The organism is Streptomyces callyspongiae (genome assembly GCF_047200695.1).
Taxonomy (GTDB): Bacteria; Actinomycetota; Actinomycetes; order Streptomycetales; family Streptomycetaceae; genus Streptomyces.
On sequence record NZ_JBJZOM010000013.1, the window covers coordinates 114,790 to 134,809 of the forward strand.

The following is a 20,020-nucleotide window of genomic DNA, read 5'->3' on the forward strand; positions in this document are numbered from 1 at the left end:
AGCACCACCCACAGGAGCCGACTCGGTGACCGAACACACCACCGACCCCCAGACTCCCGGAGGACGGGAGCCGTACGCCGCCCCCTCGCCGGAGGCGCCCGAACCCCGCGACCGGCCCTCCCCGACGACTCCCGCCGACACCGCCGACGCCGCCCGGCTCGTGTCGTTCGGTCTGCAGCCCAAGCTGCTGCCCGCCCGCGAGGCCGAGTACGCCGAGCTCCTGGGCCGCTACCGCGACGACCCGCCCTTCGCCCGGCTCGCGGACGCCGTCGCGACGGGCCTGGGTCTGGTCGTCCTCGAGGTCTCCGCGCGGGCCGGGATGGCGCTCGCCGCTGCGGAGGACTCCGTCTTCGCCGTCCGCATGAGCGACTACGCCCGCCGTGCCGGGGCCGAGTCCGGCGACCGGTTCCTGCACGGGCTGGCCCACCTCGCCGTCGCCGCCATGGCGTTTCCCCGCCCCGAGGACCTCGCCGACGACACCTACATCGGCAGAGTCACCGTGAACGGCGTGGATGCCTTCGTGCGGGAGGCGTGTCGCCGGCTGGAGGAGCGCGCCGAGGAACAGGGCGAGAACACCGACCCCGCCACCGCCGCCCCCGGTCTGGAGTCCGCATGGCGGGTCTACGCCCGCCGCAGCGCCACGGGCGCCACCAAGGACGCCCGGCGCCTCGCCGGGTCCACGACCGGAATCATCGCCAAGGCACTCGCCTTCCTCGCCGACTCCGGATTCCTGCAGCGCACCGGTGACGAGGCGGGCGGCACCTACCGCACCACGGCCCGCTACCAGCTCCAGGTGCGGGACATGGCCGGAGACGCGGCCATGTCCGAACTCCTCGAACTCGGTGTCGTCCCGGTCTCCGACGGCAGCGCCTCGCTGCTGCCTCCCCAGGATTCCGACGGGCTGGAGATCGCTGCCGACGCCGGCCTCCCCTTCCACGCCTGACCGCTCCGTCCACCACCCGACACGACCCACTCACCGCACACGAGAGCCCGCCACCATGTACGAGCTGTCCCGGATCCGCCTCTACTCCATCGGCCCCGCAGGCGCCCGCTATGCGGACACCCTGCTGGACCTGCGCGGAGTCGGCGCACGCGTACCCGATCCGGCACCCGCTCAGGCGGACTTCTTCGAGGACGAGCCCGCCGGCCCGCCCCGCAGGCCGGCACCCGCCGGCGTGCTGTTCCTGGAGAACGGCGGCGGCAAGTCCGTCCTGCTCAAACTGATCTTCTCCGTGATGCTCCCCGGCCACCGCAACACCCTCGGCGGGGCGAGCTCAGGAGTGCTGCGGAAGTTCCTGCTGGCAGAGGACTGCGGCCACGTGGCCCTGGAGTGGCAGCACACCCGCACCGGAGAGACCGTCGTCGTCGGCAAGGCCAGCGAATGGCGCGGCCGGCAGGTCTCCTCCGATCCCAGGAAGTTCACCGAGGCCTGGTACTCGTTCCGACCCGGTCCCGGGATGAGCCTCGACTCCCTGCCCGTCGCGGAGTCCGCGGCCGTCGGTCCGGTCAGGGAGGGCACATCCTCCGCCCGGGGGCGCCGCCGCACCATGAAGGGTTTTCGGGACGTCCTGACCGAGACGGGGAGGGCCTACCCCAACCTCGACGTCCACTGGGAGGACATCCACGAACGCTGGAACGAGCACCTCACCTCTCTCGGGCTCGATCCGGAACTGTTCCGGTACCAGAGGGAGATGAACGCCGACGAGGGCGAGGCGGCCGGGCTGTTCGCCGTCAAGAACGACGCCGACTTCACCGATCTCCTGCTGCGTGCCGTCACCGACACCCGCGACACCGACGGACTCGCCGACCTCGTCCACGGCTTCGCCCACAAGCTGGGCCGGCGGAGTGAACTCATCGCCGAACGCGACTTCACCGCAGGATCCCTCGACCTCCTCCGGCGCATCGCCGAGGCGGCCGAGGACCGCCGGCGGGCCCGCGACGTCCACGCCGGAGCGGAACAGCGGGCGCGCGGCCTCGCGCACCGACTCCAGGCACGGGGGAAGGCGGAAAGGGCCCGGGCCGGCGAGCTCGCGGAGCGCATGGACGCCGCCGAGGACGCCGCCTCCGACGCGGAGCACACCCGTCGGCGCGCCTCACTCGTCGCCGCGGAACTGGCCTACCGGCACGCCTGCCTGGCCCTGGCGGCGGGCGAGAAGTCGGCCTCCGCCCAGCGCCGTGAACTCGCCGAAGCGAGAACCCTGCACGCGGCGTGGCAGGCAGCCGAGACGGTACTGCAGCACCGGGCCGCAGCGGACCGCGTCAGCAGGGTCGCCACCGCCATCCGGGAGGCCGAACGCGACGCCGCCCCCGCACTCGCCGCCCGTGGAGAGGCGGCCGCAGCGCTCGTGCGGGCGCTGCACGCCGCCGCGGAGGAGAGCGACCGCACGGCCGCACAGCACGAGGAGACCGCGGGCGTCCTCCAGCAGGAGAGCGAACGCGCCCACCGGGACGCCACCGAGGCCGCCACCGCCGCCCAGCGCGCCCGCAGCGAGAGCGACCACCTGCAACAGCGCCTCACCGAGGTCGAACAGGAGACGGCCGAGGCGGTGCGGGCCGGTTGGCTCGACGACTCGGCCCCCGACGCCGATCCCGCACGCGCCGCACTGGAGGCGAGCGACGCCGAGAAGGAGGCGGTCGCCGCGTGGGACACCGCCCGTGCATCGGCCCGGCGTGCGGAGGACCGAGCGAGGGAGGCATCGGCCGAACACAACCGCGCAGAACTCGCCGCCGCACGGGCCGCGGACGCCGCCGAAGCCGCACGGGCCGCCCACACCGCGGAGCAGCGTGCCGCCGAGGCGATCGGTGCGGAGGAACGCCTGGCCGAACTCCTCGGGCTCACCACCGAAGGACCGGCCGCCGAACTGCCCTCCCCGCAGCGCCCCGGTGCTCCCGAGGCGGCGGCGGAAACGCGGGGCGACGACCGGCACCGCGCGGCCGCGGTGCTCACCGCGGCCGAACTGGACCGGAACGCCGAGTCACTTCAGGAGCTGCTCGAGGAGGCCATCGGCACCGGCGAACGCCATCTGTTCGAACTGCGGACCTCGGCCGCCGACGACTCGCGCATGCTCGGCGCGCTGGGAGACGGCGGACTGCTGCCGCCCTCTCCCGACGTGGCCGTCACCGTCGAACACCTCGGGGAGAACGGCGTGCCGGCCCTGCCGGGATGGCGCTACCTCGCCCAGGCCGTCGACCCGGCCGACCATGCCCGTGTGCTCGCCGCCCACCCCGAACTCGTCGACGGCGTCGTCATCACCGACCCGGCCGGTCACGCACGTGCCCGCGACATCCTCGCCGACGCGTCGCTGCTGCCCCGGTCGGCCGTCGCTGTCGGCACCGCCGACGCACTGCTGGCCCCGGCACCCTCCCCCGAGCAGGGCGCGGTCGGGGACGAGGTGTTCCTCGTGCCGCCCAACCCGGCCATGCACGACGAGAGCGCGGCCGACGACGAACGCCGCCAGCTCCGCGCCCGCGCGTCCGAGCGCGACCGGGAGATCCGCGCCCGGGCCGCCCTCCTCGCGGCGGACCGTGCACTCTCGGCCCGTCTGGCGTCGTGGCGCACCGGTTGCCCGCCCGGCCACCTGACCGAGCTGGCCGAGGAAGCGGCCCGTACCCGTGAGGCCGCCGAGACCGCAGGAGCCTTCCTCGAACAGTGCGCGGCCGTCCGCGCCGAGGCCGAGGAGGCCGCGGCAGAAGCCGCACGCCTCCGTGAGGCGAAGCAGGAGGCCGCGGCCCGGTCACGGCGCAGTGCGGACGCCCTGGCGGGACTGGCCTTCCGGCTGCGAGAGAGAGGCAAGTGGCAGGCGCGGCTCCGGGAACTGGCGGACGAGGCAGCCGAGCCGGAAGCTGTCGCGGAGGAGTGCCTGGAGCGCGCCCGCACCGCCGACGAGGACCGCCGCACCGCACAGCGTGCCGCGGACGACGCCCGGCGCACCGCCCGGGCCCTGAGGGCCGAGCGCGCCGAGATCGCCGGTGTGCCGGAGGACCTGGACCTGGAGGAACCACCGCCCGGTTCCTCTCTGCCGTCCCTGCGCGAGGCACATCGCTCCGCGACCCGGCTGTACGAGAAGGTCGCCGTCGGCACCGACCTGCGTGCCGAGCAGGCCCGCGCAGAGGGTGACGAGAGCGCCGCGCTCGCTGCCCTCGAACGTCTCACCAACAAGGTCCGCAACCGTGCCGCGCACCTGCTCGACGGACCGGAGGGAGCCGACGGGCCGTCGCGGCAGTCCGCGGCGGCCCGGGCGGAGGAGCAGGTCCAGCTCCTGGAGTCCCGCGCGTCGGGGGCGAGCGAGCAACTCGGCCGGCTGCGCGGAGAGGCGGAGCGGCTCGCGCCCACCGCGGGCGACGCCCATGCCGAACTCCCCGAGGAACAGACCCCTGGGGACCCGGAGGAGGCCCAGCGCCTGCTCCGCGCCGCCAACGCCGAACTCGCTGCGAGCGAGGAGGCCCTGGAGTCGGCCCGCGGCACGCACACGGATCTGGTGCGCGCCCATCGGGCGGCGGAGGACGCGGCAGGCTCGTTCGACGAGACGGCGGCGATGCTGCGCGATCTGTTGCGCGAGCCGCAGCACCTCGAACGGTCCGGAACCGACGCCGAGCCGTACGACGGAACCCCCTCCGAGGCACGCCACGCCGCGGCCGAGACCCGCCGGTCGCTGCGGGGCTGCGCCGCGGACCTCTCGGCGGCCGAACAGCTGGTGCGCGAGGCGTGCGACGTTCTGGTGCGCCACGCCAACGCGGCGCGGTACGAGCAGGTGCGCACCCCGGCACGCCGGCAGATCCGGGAGCTGCCGGCCGCGGCGCTGCCGGAGCATGCCGCGGCCTGGGCCGACGCTTTCGCCCCGAGGCTGCGGGTTCTCAGCGACGAACTCGACCAGTTGGAGCGCAACCGGGACAGCATCGTGGACCGGTTGCGGGGCCTCGTGGAGTCGGCCCTGGCGACACTGCGCTCCGCGCAGCGGCTGTCCCGATTGCCCCAGGGGCTCGGTGAGTGGTCCGGCCAGGAGTTCCTGCGCATCCGTTTCGAGGAGCCCGACCAGGCCACACTCACCGAGCGCCTCGGGGAGGTGATCGACGAGGCGACGCGTGCTGCTCTCGCCCGGAAGTCCGACATGCGGCGCGACGGCATGACCCTGCTGCTGCGGGGCGTCGGCGCATCCCTGCACCCCCGTGGCGTGAGCGTGGAGATCCTGAAGCCGGACGCGGTGCTCCGCGCCGAACGGGTGCCCGTGGGACAGATGGGCGACGTCTTCTCCGGGGGCCAGCTGCTCACTGCCGCCATCGCCCTGTACTGCACGATGGCGGCACTGCGCAGCAACGACCGTGGCAGGGACCGGCACCGCCATGCCGGCACGCTCTTCCTCGACAACCCCATCGGCCGGGCGAACGCGACCTACCTGCTGGAGCTGCAACGTGCCGTCGCCGATGCCCTTGGTGTCCAGCTCCTCTACACCACGGGACTTTTCGACACCACGGCGCTCGCCGAGTTCCCGTTGGTGATCAGGCTCCGCAACGACGCGGACCTCCGGGCCGGACTGAAGTACATCAGTGTCGAGGAGCACCTGCGTCCCGGTCTTCCGCAACCCGAGACGGAGGAGGAGTCCATCCACGGAGAGGTCACCGCCACGCGCACGTTCCGGCGTCCCGTCGAGGAGCGGACGGCCGCCTCCGGCGCCGGCTGACGGCCTCGGCAGCTGCCCGTCCACCGGCCGCGGGGCCGCCCGGGCCCGCGTCACTTCCGGCGGGTCCGACGGGCCGTGCTGCCGGGGTCCGAGAGCACGCCGTGCCGCTGTGTCCACACCTGACGTGTGACGAGGACGTCGAGCACCATCCAGGTGGCGATGACCGTCCCGAGCACGGCGACGAGCACGGCCGGGAAGGCGAGCCACACGCCGGCCAGTGAGCACAGGACGGCGACCAGCACCGTCTCCAGGGTCAGCGCGACGACCAGTCCGGCGCGTACCGCGGCCTTGCGCACCGGGTCCGGCAACCGCGCCCTCGTATCCATGACTTCTTCACTTTACCTCCGCTCTGCAAGGTCTTCGCCACGACATCCGCACCTTGCCTCCGTCACGTCCGCACATCGTCCGGAGTGGAAGTTCCCGCAGCCTGCAGGGCATCGACGGACAACTCCGGATGAGGCACCCTGATCACCTGGTTGATCATTCGGATGTGTCTGCGAACCAGTCGCCCGTCAGTAGTAGGCTCACGCCGTTTGCTGTCGAAACACGCCTCCAAGCGGAGGAGTTGACGTAGGGGAGGCCATGCGCTTTCGCGGGAAATCCATCCGCCGGAAGATCGTGGCGCTGTTGCTCGTGCCACTGGTGTCCCTGGTGTCGATCTGGGCCTTCGCGAGCTACCTCACCGGCCGGGAGGCGGCCCAACTGCTCTCCGCGGAACGGTCGATCGAACGTGTGGACGGGCCGACGCTGGACATCGTGGACACCCTTCAGCGTGAACGGCGCGAGGTCATGGTCTACCTGGCGGACACCGGACGGGCGGAGGCCCTCAGCCGCTTCCACTGGCGCCAGCGGGCCACCGACAAGGCGGTCGATCGCCTCCGGGACGCCGTGGGCGACGGCACGGCCAGGAGCGACCTGCAGGACGACGCCGGCAACCGCCTCGAGCATCTGCTGGACGGACTCCACTCCCTCGACGAGATCCGCCGCAGGGCGGAAAGCGGTGCGCTGACACGTGACGCGGCCTTCCGGGCCTACAACGGGCTGGTCGGACCCTGCTTCGGGCTCCTGACCTCTCTCCACGGTGGGCAGCAGCAGGACCTGCAGCGCGAGGGCCAGGCACTCGTGGGAGTCGCGCGTGCCCGGGAGTACCTCGCCCGCGAGGACGCGCTGCTCGCCGCCGCGATCGTGGCCGGCACCATGCCCCGGGACCAGCGGCGCGCCTTCTCCGACCGCATCGCGGAACGCGAACTCTCCCTCGACACGAGCCTCCAGCAGCTCCCCACCGATCAGCGCGGCCCCTTCCGGACGTTCCGCAAGGGCTCCGACATGGGCACCCTGAGAGCCTACGAGGACACCGTCCTCGACTCCGGCTCCGACAGTGCCGCCCGCGAGGTCGGTGCGGCCCCGTGGAAGGAGACCACGGCTGCCGTCCTGGACGAACTGAGAACCCTGCGCGCACAGGCCGAGGCGAGGTACCGGGAGCGGGCCGCACCCGTCGGCACCGAAGTCTGGCTGCGGTTCGGCGCGGCCGGCCTCCTCGGCCTCGCCGCCGTCCTCGCCTCCCTCATCATCTCCGTCCGGGTGGCACGCGGCCTGATCCGCGACCTCAGCACACTGCGCAAACAGGCGAACGAAGCCGCGGGTTTCCGGCTCCCCGGTGTCATGCGCCGCCTCGCCGCGGGAGAACAGGTCGATGTGGAGACCGAGGCACCCCGGCTGGAGTTTCCCCCGGACGAGACGGGGCAGGTCGGCCAGGCCCTCAACACCCTCCAGCGCGCGGCGGTCGAAGCAGCCGTCAAACAGGCCGACATGCGGCGCGGCGTCTCCGAGGTGTTCGTCAACCTCGCACGCCGCAACCAGGTCCTGCTGCACCGTCAGCTGACGCTGCTGGACGCCATGGAACGCCGCACCGAGGACGCCGACGAACTCGCGGACCTGTTCCGCCTCGACCACATGACCACGCGCATGCGCCGGCACGCCGAGGGCCTGGTGATCCTCTCCGGCGCGGCGCCGTCCCGGCAGTGGCGCAAGCCCGTCCAACTGATGGACGTGGCCCGTGCTGCCGTCGCGGAGGTGGAGGACTACGAGCGCATCGAGGTGCGCCGCCTCGCCCGGCTCTCGGTCGACGGAAGCGCGGTGGCCGACCTGACCCACCTGATCGCCGAACTGCTGGAGAACGCCACGGTCTTCTCCCCGCCCCACACGGCCGTCCACGTCGTCGGTGAGACCGTGGCCAACGGCTTCACCCTCGAGATCCACGACCGCGGACTGGGAATGCCTTCCGAGGCGCTCCTCGACGCCAACCTGCGCCTCGCGGAGATGCCCGAGTTCGAGCTCTCCGACACCGACCGGCTCGGTCTGTTCGTGGTCGCCCGGCTGGCCCAGCGCCACGGCGTCCGCGTCTCCCTGCAGCCGTCCCCCTACGGCGGCACCACCGCCGTCGTGCTCATCCCCGGAGCACTGCTCCACGAGCCCACCGGTGACGAGGGCGGTGCCGAGGACGCCACGCCCGGCCCCACCCGGCCCTCCGCGCGGCGCAGCGATCGCAGACGGCACGAGGATCGGACTCCGGAGCCGCTCGACGGCCCCGTCGAACTCGACATGGCGCTCGGTGACCTGGAGCCCCCGGACCGCGGCGACGGACTCTTCCGGCAACCCACCGCCTCCGAAGGGCCCGGCACCGGCCGGCCCGAGCAGGAAGCCGCTCCCGAGCAGCACCGGCAGGCCGGTGGCGCAGCGTCCTTCGCCCGTACCGCGCACCGCGACGAGCGGATCCAGGACCTGCCGCACACCACCAGCGGCCTGCCCCGGCGCCGCGCCGCACCGGTGCTCGTCACCGACCACGGACGCCGGGTCGAACAGACCGAGAACGATGCCGGTGGCGTGGAGCCCCCGGCCGAAGGGAGCGCCCCCGACCGCTCCGCGGGCGCCGATGCCTCTCCCGGCCCCGAGGCGGACACCGTGGGCGGTCTCCCTCGGCGCGTACGGCAGGCCAGCCTCGCACCCCAGCTCAAGGAAGCCGTACGGCAGGACGGCACCGAGAGGGGCGATGCGTCCGCCCCCGAGTCCCACGAGCGCGATGCGGACGAGGCGCGCAGGCGCATGGCGTCGCTGCAACGCGGCTGGCAGCGCGGACGTCACCAGAACGACACCGGCCCCGACAGCCCGGCCGGAACAGCTCAACGAACGAACCCAGAGGGGGAAGGGCGATGACCTCACCGAAGACGGCCGCACCGGGCAAGGGCACCGGCGAACTCAACTGGTTGCTCGACGAACTCGTGCAGCGTGTCGGAAGCGTCAGGAAAGCCATGGTGCTGTCCGGGGACGGCCTTCCCCGCGGGAGCTCGCAGGAACTCAGCCGGGAGGACGGCGAACACCTCGCCGCCGTCGCCTCCGGCTTCCACAGCCTCGCCAAGGGCGTGGGCCGGCACTTCGATGCCGGATCGGTCCGGCAGACGATGGTGGAACTCGACGAGGCCTTCCTGTTCGTGACCGCCGCGGGCGACGGCAGCTGCCTCGCCGTCCTCGCCGACTCCGACTCGGACATGGGTCTGATCGCCTACGAGATGACCCTGATGGTCAAGCGGGTCGGAGTGCACCTGGGCACCGCCCCGCGCGGTGACACCTCCGGGCGACCCTGACGGGACGACGTGCCATGACCGACCACTGGATCGACGATGCCGCAGGTCCCGTCGTGCGTCCGTACGCGATGACGCGAGGACGGACGCGCAGCAGCGCTGGGGCGGCCCGTCTCGACCTGATCGCCGTGGTCATCGCACAGAACGCGGACCCTGGGGACGACGCCCACCGGGACGGGGAGGTCCACGACCACACCCTGGCCCCGGAGCACGTCGACATCGTCCACCTCTGCCGCCGCACCCCCCAGTCGGTGGCCGACCTGGCCATTGAACTGGACCTGCCGGTGGGCGTGGTCCGCGTCCTCATCGGCGATCTCCTGGACGCGGAGCTGGTCCGCGTTTCCCGACCCGTACCGCCGGCGGAACTGCCGGACGAGAGCATTCTGCGCGAGGTGATCAATGGTCTTCGGGCGCTCTGACGGAAGCCGTGGCGAGGCGACCCGCCCCGCCGAGCCCGTCACACTGAAACTCCTGGTCGCCGGTGGTTTCGGCGTGGGAAAGACAACATTCGTGGGCGCGGTGAGCGAGATTCGGCCGCTGCACACCGAAGAACTGCTCACCGAGGCCGGACGCCCGTTCGACGACGTGGACGGCGTGGAGCAGAAGGCCGCCACCACGGTGGCGATGGACTTCGGCCGCATCACCATCAACGAGCAGCTGGTCCTCTACCTGTTCGGCACCCCCGGCCAGAACCGCTTCTGGTTCCTCTGGGACGAGCTCGCACAGGGGGCACTGGGCGCGGTCGTGCTGGTCGACACCCGTCGGCTCGACGACAGCTTCGCCGCCGTGGACTACTTCGAGCGTCGCGGCATCCCCTTCACCGTGGCGGTGAACGTCTTCGACGGAGCCCGGCGCCACCCCGTGGAGACCGTGCGCAAGGCGCTCGACCTCGACGACGACGTGCCGGTCGCACTCTGCGACGCCCGGCAGCGGGACTCGGCGCGGGACGTGCTCGTCTCCGTCGTGCAGCACGCGATGCGGTCGGCGGGCGGACGGTCCCACAGCACCACCGCCCGCTGACCGCCCGGGGGCCCTCGGCCCCTATCCGGTGCTCTCCTCCTCGTGCCATCCGAAGCTGCGTTCCACGGCACGACGCCAGTTGCGGTACTCACGCTCGCGCACCGCGGCATCCATCCGCGGCGTCCACACGGCGTCCTGCTTCCAGTGCGACCGCAGCTCGTCCAGGTCCGCCCACACACCCGTGGCCAGCCCGGCCGCGTACGCCGCTCCCAGGCACGTCGTCTCCGAGATGACCGGCCGGATCACCGGAACCCCCAGCACGTCCGCCTGGTGCTGCATGAGCAGGCCGTTCGCGGTCATGCCGCCGTCGACCTTCAACGTCGTGATCTCGACCCCCGAGTCCTGGTACATGGCGTCCACGACCTCGCGGGTCTGCCAGCTGGTGGCCTCGAGGACGGCCCGGGCGAGATGGGCCTTGGTGACGTACCTGGTCAGACCCGTGATCACGCCGCGGGCGTCCGACCTCCAGTAGGGGGCGAACAGCCCGGAGAAGGCCGGAACGATGTAGGCGCCGCCGTTGTCCTCCACACTCGCAGCCAGCGCCTCGATCTCGTCGGCGGAGGAGATGATGCCCAGCTGGTCCCGGAACCACTGCACCAGGGCCCCGGTGATCGCGATGGCTCCCTCCAGGCAGTAGACCGGCCGTTCGCCGCCCAGCTGGTAGCCCATCGTGGTCAGCAGGCCGCTCTTGGACGGAACCGGCCGGGTCCCCGTGTTCAGCAGCAGGAAGGAGCCGGTGCCGTAGGTGTTCTTCGCCTCGCCCACGCCGTAGCAGGTCTGCCCGAACACGGCCGCCTGCTGGTCGCCGAGGGCGGAGGCGACCGGTACGCCCGCCAGCTGCCCCACGGCCGTCCCGTACGTCTCCGAGGAGGAGCGGATCTCGGGGAGCATCGACTCCGGGATGCGCATGGCCTCCAGGATCGAGGAGTCCCACTGCAGCGTTTCCAGGTTCATCAGCATGGTGCGCCCGGCGTTCGTGACGTCCGTGGCGTGGACACCGCCGTCCGTTCCCCCGGTGAGGTTCCAGATCAGCCAGGTGTCCATGGTGCCGAAGGCGATCTCGCCGGCTTCCGCACGTTCGCGCAGGCCGGGGACGTTCTCCAGGAGCCACAAGGCCTTCGGTCCGGAGAAGTAGCTGGCCAGGGGCAGCCCGGTGCGGTCGCGGAAGCGGTCCTGGCCCGCGGAGCCACCCAATTGGGTGCACAGGGCCGAGGTGCGCGTGTCCTGCCAGACGATCGCGTTGTGCACGGGGCGCCCGGTCTTCCTGTCCCACAGGACCGTCGTCTCCCGCTGGTTGGTGATGCCGAGGGCGCTGAGCTGGTCAGCGCGCAGCCCGGCCTTCGCCAGCGCGCCGGCGACCACCGCCTGCACCTTCGACCAGATCTCGGTGGCGTCGTGCTCCACCCAACCCGGTTTCGGGAAGATCTGCTGGTGCTCGCGCTGGTCGACGGCGACGATGGCGCCGCCGGAGTCGAAGATGATGCAGCGGCTCGAGGTGGTGCCCTGGTCGATCGCTGCGACGAAGGCGTCCTTCATGTCGCGTCTCCCTGCTCAGAAAGCGAGTGCGTAGATGCCGGCGCCCAACAGGCCGCCGATGACCGGACCCGTCACCGGCACCCAGGCATAGTTCCAGTCTGAGGTGCCTTTGTTGGGTATCGGCAGCACGGAGTGGGCTATTCGGGGGCCCAGGTCCCGGGCGGGGTTGATCGCGTATCCCGTCGGCCCGCCGAGGGAGAGGCCGATCCCCACGACCAGAAGTGCGACGATCAGTACGGAGCTGCCGGACTGCCCGATCTCCTCGGTCGCGCCGAAGGCCAGCACCGGCAGCACCAGCGCGGCGGTCGCGATCGTCTCCGTGACCAGGTTCGCCACCGGGCTGCGCACCTCCGGGACGGTGGAGAAGTTGCCCAGGGTCGGCTGGGCGTGCTCCGGGTCCGCGTTCGCCGCGAACTGGGAGTAGTACGCAGCCCAGGCCAGCACCGCGCCGACGAAGGCCCCCACGATCTGGGAGCCGATGTAGAGGGGGACCCTGCTCCACTCCCCGCTCTGTGCGGCGATGCCGATGGTCACCGCGGGGTTGATGTGACCACCGGAGAGGGGCAGAGCCGTGTACGCGCCGGCGAGCACCCCGAAGCCCCACCCGAACGCGATGACGATCCAGCCGGCCCCGTTGGCCTTGGAGAATCTGAGGTTGACCGCGGCGCACACTCCCGCGCCGAAGAGAATGAGGATCGCTGTGCCGATGACTTCGCCGGCGATGATGTCGCCGACCGAGAACTGCGCCATTACCGCTCCTCACGGCCGTCGCCCGGGGCGGGCCCCGGGGCGTCGACAGGTGTGCTTCCCGGGCTGTGATCAGCGTGACGGCAGTTTTCAACCGGACCGACGCCCCGTCAAGACCGCCGAGATATTCACTCGGACGGGTTTCGGCTCCCGGGCGTTGCGGCCCGCGCCCGGTCAGGGCCTGTGGGGTCCGGCGAGCGCACCCGTCGACACGGGGAAGTCGAAGTACGTTTCGGGGAAGGTCTCCGGCCGGTACGTGTAGTGCCACCACTCGTTCGGGTAGTTGGCGAAACCGGCCTCCTCCAGACCGTCCTTCAGCAGCAAGCGGTTCTCACGCTGCTCGCCCCGGATCCGTTCGTCGAGCGTGTGCGACAACGTGTCGAAGCAGTCGTAGCCGGTGCCCATGTCCACGGAGTTGTCCCCGAAGCGTTCCTGCTGCGGTGCGTAGCACGGCACCAGGGGCTCCGCGGGCACGTAGGGACGGGTGCGCCGGGCAGGCAGCTTCACCAGCGTCAGGTCCACGGTGCTGCCGCGGCTGTGGCCCGACCGCTCGGCGATGTAGCCGTCCTCGAAGAGAGTGGACTTGTCGACACGAGGATAGAACTCCCGCTTCATCCGCTGATCCGTCAGGTCCTTCGCCCAGGAGACGAAGTGGTCCACGGCCCGTTGCGGCCGGTAGCAGTCGTACACCTTGAGGGAGTAGCCCTGTGCCAGGAACCTCCGCTGGGCCCGGTGCAGCGCGCGTGCCGCCTCCCCGGTCAGCAGACACAGCGGCTGCCGGTACCCGTCGATACGGGTTCCGGTGAAGTTGTGGCGCGTGGCGTACCGGAGGTCGCGGAGGACGGACGGCGCCACCGAACGCAGCGCCACGAATTCGCGGGGCGCTCCGGACCCGCGTTCCGCGAAAGCCTGCTGGGCGGGCGTTGCGGAAGAGAGCAGCGCTGCGGCAACCAGAGCCGGCAGCACGCGGTGCAGAAGGTGTCGTCGCATGCCGTACATGCCTACCGCAGCCCGGACGCGTCGTGAAGGGTGCCTTTGCTACCCCCGGATCCGCAGCGGCAGGTCCACCTCGTGGCCGTCGGCCGACACCACTTCCACCGCGCCCTCCCGCCACCGGACGCCCAGTCGTTCCACCGGAGCCGGGGCCCAGCCGTCGCCGGTGTCCCGGACGAGCAGCCCGGATCCGGCGCGCCCGGGCGCGGGCGGCCAGACGTCCAGCACCAGTCCGTCGCTCCCACCTGTGGCAGGAATGGCCGACCCGGCCCGCGCCAGCACCGGGATGCGGTGGAGCGGCGCGTCAACGGTGACTGCCCGGTCCCCTCCGGAGCGTTCGCCCGTCGCCGTGTCGTACCAGTCGCCCCGGGGCAGGCGCACCCGGCGCTGCGTCACCCCCGGCTCCAGCACCGGCGCCACCAGCAACGAATCGCCCAGCAGGAAAGCATCGTCGCACCCGCGCAGTTCCCGATCCCGGAACCGGTGCCACCACAACGGCCGCACGTACGGGGCGCCCGTGCGCTGCGCGAGCCGTGCCAGGGTCACGAAGTACGGCAGCAGCCGCTCCCGCTCCTCCAACGCCTCGCGCAGCCCGCCCAGCACTTCCCGGCCGTACGCCTCCGGCTCCCTCTCCGACGAAGGGCCGTGACCGCGGAAGAGTGGCAGAAAAGCGGCGAGTTGGAACCACCGCAGGTAGAGCTCGGGCGGGCACTCCGCCATGCGGGGAAGGTCGGGACCGGAGAACGGCTGGCCGCACAGTCCCAGGCCGAGCACCCTGGCCAGGGAAGCCCGCAGCCCCGCCCACCCCGGCGTTCCCTCACCGGACACCACACCCCCGTACCGCTGCGACCCCGCCCACCCGGAACGCGAGAGCAGGCACGGACGTCGCCCCGGATGCCGCTCCAGCATGCCCAGATACCCTGCCTCCGCCATCCCCAGGGCGTAGACGTTGCGTGCCTCACGATGGTCCCCGCCGCGCCCCTCCAACGCGTGGCGGGCATCGGGGGGAAGTGGCACCGCACCCCCGCCGGCCGCCGGGGAAACGGGCGCATCACCCTCGTGGCACACCCCGTCGGCGCCGCTCTCTCCCAGGTCACCGCACCGACCGGCCCACCACTTGCGCACCCGGGGGTCGGTGAAGTCGGGGAACACCGCAGCGCTCCGCCCCGGTCCCTCGCGCACCTCACGCCCCTGCGCGTCCTGCACGAAGGCTCCCAGCGCGGCACCCTCCCGGTACAGCACGCTCCCGGGGCCGGACGGCACACCGGAGCCGATGACGGGAACGGTCCGCACACCCTCGCCGGCCAGGGCGCGCACCAGGTCCGCCCATCCGTCCCCCTCGCCCCGCAGCAGTCCGCCCGGCCGTCCGTCCCCCAGATGCACGGCCCGCACGGCGGGCCCGTACCGCCGCTGCGCCGCCACCGCACGCCGTACCGCGACGGAGTCCGCGACATCCCGCAGAGCGCACTGGTGCCCCAGAGCCCATGTGGGCGGCCGTGCCGGCGCACCCGTGAGCGACGTCCACCCGTACAGGATCCGCGAGGGTGTCCCCGTGACCACCCAGTACCGCAGAGGGCCGCCCGCCATCCGCACCTCGATGCGACCCTCACGGTCGTGCTCCGAACCAGCGCCCTCTCCGCCCTCCCGCCACGTCACGGACCCGTCCCAGGTCGCGTCGTGGAACACCAGGTGGCAGCCGGCATCGGCAACGACCCACTGCACCGGCATCGTGAGGTGCGTTCCCGCTTCCCTCCCGGGGTCCGCCGGGGCGGCGTTCCACAGGCGATGGACACCGTCGGGCAGCCGGGGCCCCTCGGGCCGGCCGCCCAGTCCGAACAGGGCCGCATCCGGCCCGACCCGGGAACGCAGCAACCAGCGCACCCCGCCGCCCTCGTCCTCCCACCAGCGGGGCACCGTGTCCCGGCGCAGCACCACACCGCCCGGAGTGCCGATCACGACCCTGCCGTCACGTGCGACGGTCACCCTCAGGCGTTCCGACACGACGCGCCAGCCGCCGTCCTTGTCGGGCTCCAGAACAGCCCGCCCGTCCGCGGCGGGACACCGGCCGTCCACAGCGAAGGACGGCTCCGGACCGGCACCGTCCCAGCCGCAGAAGACCGCCCCTCCGACCGCCACCCGAACCCGCAGCGAGGACCGTTCGAAGCGGATCAGGCCTCCACCGGGCTCCGCCAGGGCATCCACGGCCGCCCCGGGGGTCCGGGCCCGCTCCCTGACGCGACGGCGCCGCAGCCACCGCAGGGCAGCGATCCCTCGAACCGACCCGACCGTCCCGGACGCCCCCACCGGGCCACCTGCTTCCATGCTGTTCAGCCTGCCATCACGACCCGGCCGGGTCAGCCTCGTCCCCCGGCTGCCACGTGCCTGCCCGGTCCGGGCCGCCCCGCACCCACGGGAGGCTGTGCCCGTATCACATGCCGCCGCGCTGTTTGTGGAGCTGTCGGCCCTGGTGAAGTGAACGATCACATGGCATCGTCCTGCGCAGCCGCCGCGTCACGCGCACCCCCCGGCACGTGCACGGACGCGACGCACACCAAGCGCAGACAGCGAACGGGAGCCGCCATGACAGCAGCGCACAGCAATCCGCAGTCCGAACAGTCCACGGCAGAACCGCTGTGGCGTCCGGAGCCGGAGCGGATCCGCAGTGCAGCCGTCACCCGCTTCCACGCCTGGGCAGCCCGGCAGCACGGTGCCCCCGCTCCGGTGCCGGACGCCCCCGAGCAGAACTATGCCCGCCTCCACCGCTGGTCGGTGGACGAGCTGACCACCTTCTGGCAGGCCGTGGTCGAGTGGTTCGACGTGCGCTTCTCCACGCCCTACGACACCGTGCTCGCCGACCGCACCATGCCCGGTGCCGTCTGGTTCCCGGGCGCCACGCTCAACTATGCCGAACACGCCCTGCGCGCCGGAGAGGACTCTGACCGGGCGCACGAGCCCGCCCTCCTCCACGTCGACGAGACCCACGACCCCGTCCCCGTCACCTGGGCTGCCCTGCGCCGGCAGGTCGGCTCCCTCGCCGCCGAACTCCGCGCCCTGGGCGTGCGCCCCGGTGATCGGGTCGGCGGTTACGTTCCCAACACGCCCCAGGCGGCCGTGGCACTCCTCGCCACCGCCGCCGTCGGAGGAGTGTGGACCTCCTGCGCGCCCGACTTCGGCGCCCGCAGCGTCCTGGACCGGTTCCGGCAGGTCGAGCCGAAGGTCCTCTTCGCCGTCGACGGGTACCGCTACGGCGGCAAGGAACACGACCGGACCGGCACGGTCTCCGAGATCCGGCGCGAACTGCCCACGGTCGAGGCCGTCGTGCACATCCCGCTGCTCGGCACGCCCGCTCCCGGGGGCGCGCTGGAGTGGGACACGCTGACCTCGGCCGACGTCGAGCCGGTGTTCGAACAGGTGCCCTTCGACCATCCGCTGTGGGTCCTGTACTCCTCCGGAACGACCGGGCTGCCCAAGGCCATCGTGCAGTCCCAGGGCGGCATTCTCGTCGAACACCTCAAGCAGCTCGGTCTGCACTGCGACCTCGGCCCCGAGGACCGGTTCTTCTGGTACACCTCGACCGGCTGGATGATGTGGAACTTTCTGCTGTCCGGCCTGCTCACCGGAACCACCGTCGTCGTCTACGACGGGAGTCCCGGATACCCGGCGACCGACGCCCAGTGGCGCGTCGCCGAACGCACCCGGGCGACGCTCTACGGCACCTCTGCGGCCTATGTGATGGCATGCCGCAAGGCCGAGGTCCACCCGGGGCGCGACCTGGACCTGTCCCACCTGAAATGCATCGGCACCACCGGATCCCCGTTGCCGCCGGACGGGTTCCGCTGGCTCCACGACGCGGTGTCGCCGGACCTGTGGATCGCCTCGGTCAGCGGTGGCACCGATGTCTGCTCCTGCTTCGCCGGAGCAGTCCCGACACTGCCCGTCCACATCGGCGAGCTGCAGGCCCCTTGCCTCGGCACCGACCTGCAGGCTTGGGACCCGCAGGGCAAGCCCCTGGTGGACGAGGTCGGGGAACTCGTCGTGACCAACCCGATGCCCTCCATGCCCATCCGCTTCTGGAACGACCCCGACGGCAGCCGCTATCGGGACAGCTACTTCGACACCTATCCCGGCGTATGGCGACACGGTGACTGGACGACGCTCACCAGTCGCAATTCGGTTGTGATCCACGGGCGCTCCGACTCCACACTCAACCGGCAGGGCGTCCGCATGGGCTCCGCCGACATCTACGAGGCCGTGGAACGCCTGTCCGAGGTCCGCGAGTCCCTCGTCATCGGCGTCGAACAGCCGGACGGCGGCTACTGGATGCCGCTCTTCGTCCATCTCGCGCCCGGCACCACACTCGACGACGCCCTCCGGGACAAGATCAGGAAGGCCATCCGCTCCGCGCTGTCCCCCCGCCACGTCCCCGACGAGATCATCGAGGTCGACGGCGTTCCCCACACCCTCACCGGCAAACGGCTCGAGGTTCCGGTGAAGCGCCTCCTCCAGGGGACGGCACTCGAGAAGGCCGTCAACCCGGGATCCGTCGACGACGTCGAACTCCTCAGGTTCTACGAGCGTCTCGGTCGAGGACACACGGACTGACCCCGGCAGCGGGCCGCCGGGCGGCCCGCTGCCCCGCCCCCGCTGTCACACCCGGTGACTACGGTGAGTAATCGCCGATCGCACCGCAGCGAGGGGGAACCATGACACACAGCCGCAGCCGGAGGCGCCGCGCGCACCGCCTCCTGCAGAGCGAAACGCCCAGCACCGTGGCCGTCCTGACGACCGAGCGGGAGTTCGCCGCCATGCGGCGCTATCGCACCTTCGTCTTCGACGACTACCCCGCGTACCTGCGCCATGTGCAGCGCCTGCTCCGGTCGCTCGACGCCCGTGGGGTCCATGCCCGCGTGGCTGCCTTCGACCCTGCCGGCTACGCGTTGTTCTGCCATCGCGGCGGGCTGGAGCCGGATGCCTCGCCGAGCCGCACCCGCTACACCGCGGAAGTGGCGGGCAGTGGCCGCACGGTTCCGTACCGGGGCCAGAGCTGCGGCGAACTCCTGTCCAGCCTGCGGGCCCCGGAGCGCGGAGGACGGCCCCCGGACCGAGGCCTGCGCCGCGGTGCCCGAACAACGGACACACCGTCCGCAACCAGCGTGGTCCCGGACCGGGCGTTCCGGGCAGCCACCGACGCGTTCGACGCGCTGCTCACCGCGCTGGGGCCCGGCAGGCACCACCTGGTGTGCAGCGTCGACGCACCCGAGTCCCCGCTGCTGGCCGTTCTGGAGGTCCGCACCACTCGGGAAGGGCGCCGGGAACTCGACGGGCCCGACACCACCTTCTTCTGCGCGGTGCTGGCGGTGGGCCTGGCCCACGAAGCGTCCGGTGGGCTCGTCACCCGCACGGCTCCCAGCGTCTCCGGGAGAGGCCGCGTCCCGGAGACGGTACGGGGCTGGTGTCTGCAGGGCGGGTGGCTCGCGCCGCTCGCGGAGGCGGAGGTTTTCAGCGCCTACTGCACCCATGCCGAGACCGGCGAACCACTGCCTCCCGAGCCGGGCGTCCGGTACGGCGCGGGAATCCCGCTGCCGCGGGCGCCACGAGCGTGAGACCGGACGATGCGTACCCGGCCCTCGCGCGTCACGTCCAGACGAAGAGGGGAGCGCCGGTGGCAACCTCTCCGTCCTCGACAAGCTCGGCAAGCGATTCACGCCGAGCCTCCAGGGCGATGACCGGGGAGACGGGCGACTTGCCGGCCCGTTCGACGGCTGCCGGGTGCCAGGCGACCACCGGGTCTCCCCGTCCGACGGTGTCCCCCTTCGAGGCGACGAGTTCGAAGCCCTCACCGTTGAGCTGCACGGTGTCTATCCCGAGATGGACCAGTACACCGTGTCCCTCCGCGTCGACCACGACGAAGGCGTGCGGGTGGAGCGACACGATGATCCCTTGGACCGGTGAGACCGCGGTGATGGGGCCCCGCCCTGGGTCGACGGCCGTACCGGGGCCCACCATCGCTTCCGAGAAGACGGGGTCGGGCACGGCCTGCAGCCCGACGACCCGTCCGGCGCACGGCGACGTCACGATCGTCATGAGAACCTCCCGGGGGTCGGCGCCGGCCGGTGGACTTCCCCTGCCTGCCCGGAGGGCGGAAGGGCTCCGTTCTGCAGGTTAGGCCATGGAGGGAACGGTTCGAGCGTGCCGGACCCGGGCTGCGATCGACGCAGGAGGGGTGTCCGCTGCGGTCGGCGGCGTGATGTGCGTCGGGGGCGGGACACCTGTTACAGTCGTCCGGTCCCCGAGAGACCTGTTGACGCAGGTTCGAAGGGGCAGTAGATTTGAGAAGTTGCCCTGAACGCGATGAGCGTGAGAGCATCTTCCCGGGTCTCCACTGTTTCCCTCGCATTCGCCTCCCAA

Annotated in this window: 14 protein-coding genes; 8 read left to right on the top strand and 6 right to left on the bottom strand. The window is 72.0% G+C overall.

Translation table 11 applies throughout. The annotated features are described in order from the left end of the window. The first annotated feature begins 25 nt into the window (after positions 1-25). Both ACL06G_RS14815 and ACL06G_RS14820 read left to right on the top strand, forming a co-directional pair. Positions 26-943 (top strand): hypothetical protein, encoded by a 918-nt coding sequence (locus ACL06G_RS14815; RefSeq protein ID WP_412787989.1) that lies wholly within the window; start codon positions 26-28, stop codon positions 941-943. 55 nt (positions 944-998) lie between these two features. Then, positions 999-5,678 (top strand): hypothetical protein, encoded by a 4,680-nt coding sequence (locus tag ACL06G_RS14820; protein ID WP_412787990.1) that lies wholly within the window; start codon positions 999-1,001, stop codon positions 5,676-5,678. Between the two features lie 50 nt (positions 5,679-5,728). Here ACL06G_RS14820 and ACL06G_RS14825 read toward each other — a convergent pair whose 3' ends face one another. After that, positions 5,729-6,004, bottom strand: coding sequence for a hypothetical protein (locus tag ACL06G_RS14825; RefSeq protein WP_412787991.1), 276 nt, complete (start codon positions 6,002-6,004; stop codon positions 5,729-5,731). A gap of 256 nt (positions 6,005-6,260) precedes the next feature. Between ACL06G_RS14825 and ACL06G_RS14830 the strand changes: the two genes are divergently transcribed. The 4 genes from ACL06G_RS14830 to ACL06G_RS14845 are packed head-to-tail and all read left to right on the top strand — an operon-like array spanning position 6,261 to position 10,336. Next, entirely contained in the window at positions 6,261-8,891 is a 2,631-nt protein-coding gene (locus ACL06G_RS14830) for a sensor histidine kinase (protein WP_412836015.1), read from the top strand. Next, the gene (locus ACL06G_RS14835; RefSeq protein WP_412787993.1) at positions 8,888-9,319 is read left to right on the top strand and encodes a roadblock/LC7 domain-containing protein; all 432 of its coding nucleotides are present in this window, start codon (positions 8,888-8,890) and stop codon (positions 9,317-9,319) included. Before ACL06G_RS14830 ends, ACL06G_RS14835 begins: the two co-directional genes overlap by 4 nt. A gap of 14 nt (positions 9,320-9,333) precedes the next feature. Next, positions 9,334-9,735: a DUF742 domain-containing protein gene (locus ACL06G_RS14840; RefSeq protein WP_412787994.1), complete on the top strand. Its 402-nt coding sequence runs from the start codon at positions 9,334-9,336 to the stop codon at positions 9,733-9,735. Continuing rightward, entirely contained in the window at positions 9,716-10,336 is a 621-nt protein-coding gene (locus ACL06G_RS14845; RefSeq protein WP_412787995.1) for a GTP-binding protein, read from the top strand. Before ACL06G_RS14840 ends, ACL06G_RS14845 begins: the two co-directional genes overlap by 20 nt. A gap of 21 nt (positions 10,337-10,357) precedes the next feature. On the opposite strand, the gene glpK is transcribed toward ACL06G_RS14845, so the two are convergent. From glpK to ACL06G_RS14865, 4 genes are all read right to left on the bottom strand, one after another. Beyond that, positions 10,358-11,872 carry a glycerol kinase GlpK gene (gene glpK, locus ACL06G_RS14850; protein ID WP_412787996.1) on the bottom strand — a complete coding sequence of 505 codons (1,515 nt, stop codon included), beginning with the start codon at positions 11,870-11,872 and terminating at the stop codon, positions 10,358-10,360. 15 nt (positions 11,873-11,887) lie between these two features. Continuing rightward, positions 11,888-12,622 (bottom strand): MIP/aquaporin family protein, encoded by a 735-nt coding sequence (locus ACL06G_RS14855; protein ID WP_412787997.1) that lies wholly within the window; start codon positions 12,620-12,622, stop codon positions 11,888-11,890. Positions 12,623-12,793: 171 nt separating this feature from the next. Next, positions 12,794-13,609, bottom strand: coding sequence for a M15 family metallopeptidase (locus ACL06G_RS14860; protein WP_412787998.1), 816 nt, complete (start codon positions 13,607-13,609; stop codon positions 12,794-12,796). A 48-nt stretch (positions 13,610-13,657) separates the two neighbouring features. Further along, a complete protein-coding gene (locus ACL06G_RS14865) occupies positions 13,658-15,934 on the bottom strand; it encodes a glycoside hydrolase family 31 protein (protein WP_412836016.1) in 2,277 nt (758 codons plus the stop codon). 258 nt (positions 15,935-16,192) lie between these two features. Between ACL06G_RS14865 and ACL06G_RS14870 the strand changes: the two genes are divergently transcribed. Beyond that, positions 16,193-18,214 (top strand): acetoacetate--CoA ligase, encoded by a 2,022-nt coding sequence (locus tag ACL06G_RS14870; RefSeq protein ID WP_412788000.1) that lies wholly within the window; start codon positions 16,193-16,195, stop codon positions 18,212-18,214. Between the two features lie 101 nt (positions 18,215-18,315). Continuing rightward, positions 18,316-19,215 carry a DUF8829 domain-containing protein gene (locus ACL06G_RS14875; RefSeq protein WP_412836017.1) on the top strand — a complete coding sequence of 300 codons (900 nt, stop codon included), beginning with the start codon at positions 18,316-18,318 and terminating at the stop codon, positions 19,213-19,215. Between the two features lie 31 nt (positions 19,216-19,246). Here ACL06G_RS14875 and ACL06G_RS14880 read toward each other — a convergent pair whose 3' ends face one another. After that, complete coding sequence (locus tag ACL06G_RS14880; protein WP_412836018.1) at positions 19,247-19,696, bottom strand: PTS sugar transporter subunit IIA; 450 nt, start codon at positions 19,694-19,696, stop codon at positions 19,247-19,249. Positions 19,697-20,020 lie beyond the last annotated feature (324 nt).